At 53.9% G+C, this 258-nt stretch carries 1 pseudogene; it reads left to right on the forward strand.

The annotated features are described in order from the left end of the window. A pseudogene (locus tag SB765_RS31185) lies at window positions 1–258 on the forward strand (FAD-dependent oxidoreductase); the annotation flags it as partial.

Consider the following 258-nt stretch of genomic DNA (forward strand, 5'->3'; position numbering starts at 1 on the left):
GTAATACCGATATTTACGCGCTGGGCGATTGCGCGGAAATTAACGGTCAGGTATTGCCGTTCCTCCAGCCGATTCAACTTAGCGCGATGGTGCTGGCAAAAAATCTTCTCGGCAATAACACGCCGCTGAAACTCCCGGCGATGCTGGTGAAAATCAAAACGCCGGAATTACCGCTGCATCTGGCAGGCGAAACCCAGCGTCAGGATTTACGCTGGCAAATTAATACCGAACGCCAGGGAATGGTGGCGCGCGGCGTTG

Source organism: Pseudomonas sp. SIMBA_067 (genome assembly GCF_046534675.1).
GTDB classification, from domain to species: Bacteria; Pseudomonadota; Gammaproteobacteria; order Pseudomonadales; family Pseudomonadaceae; genus Aquipseudomonas; species Aquipseudomonas putida.